Here is a 511-nt window from a genome sequence, read left to right as displayed (position 1 = left end):
CAGCTGTTCATAACGGCGATCTGTGAAGAAGTAATCTTGTTCGGTGTATTGATGGCCTTGTTCAAAAGCAAACTTCTCAGCACCTTCACCAACCAACAACACATGGTTGCTGCGAAGCATCACATCCCGAGCCAACTCGATCGGGTTTTTAATGTGTCTAACGCCCGCGACAGCACCTGCGGCAAGGTTGCGACCATCCATCACAGAGGCATCCATTTCTACCATTTCGTTGTGAGTAAGAACCGAGCCTTTACCCGCATTAAAGTTGGGAGAGTCTTCCAGTACTTTTACCGCAGCGACCACCGCATCAAGCGCTTCACCGCCTTGTTCGAGTATTTGGTGTCCTGCTTTTACCGCAGCTTCTAAGTCTGCCAAGATGGATTGCTGGAGTTCATCACTCATTTGTTCACGCAAAATGGTGCCTGCTCCGCCGTGAATGGCAATTGAGAACGGTTTCGTCATCGCTTTGTCCACTGTTATTCCTTGTATGATTTGCACTACACCGCAGATA

At 48.7% G+C, this 511-nt stretch carries 1 protein-coding gene; it reads right to left on the bottom strand.

Features of this window, described 5'->3' with window-relative positions; all coding sequences use genetic code 11:
• Positions 1-462: isoaspartyl peptidase/L-asparaginase family protein (locus R7044_RS28235; RefSeq protein WP_225456408.1), on the bottom strand; the 462-nt coding region annotated here is incomplete at its 3' end.
• Between the last annotated feature and the right edge of the window lie 49 nt (positions 463-511).

The sequence above is a fragment of the Vibrio sp. 1402 genome, assembly GCF_033340275.1.
This window is presented reverse-complemented; position numbering and strand designations above follow the sequence as displayed.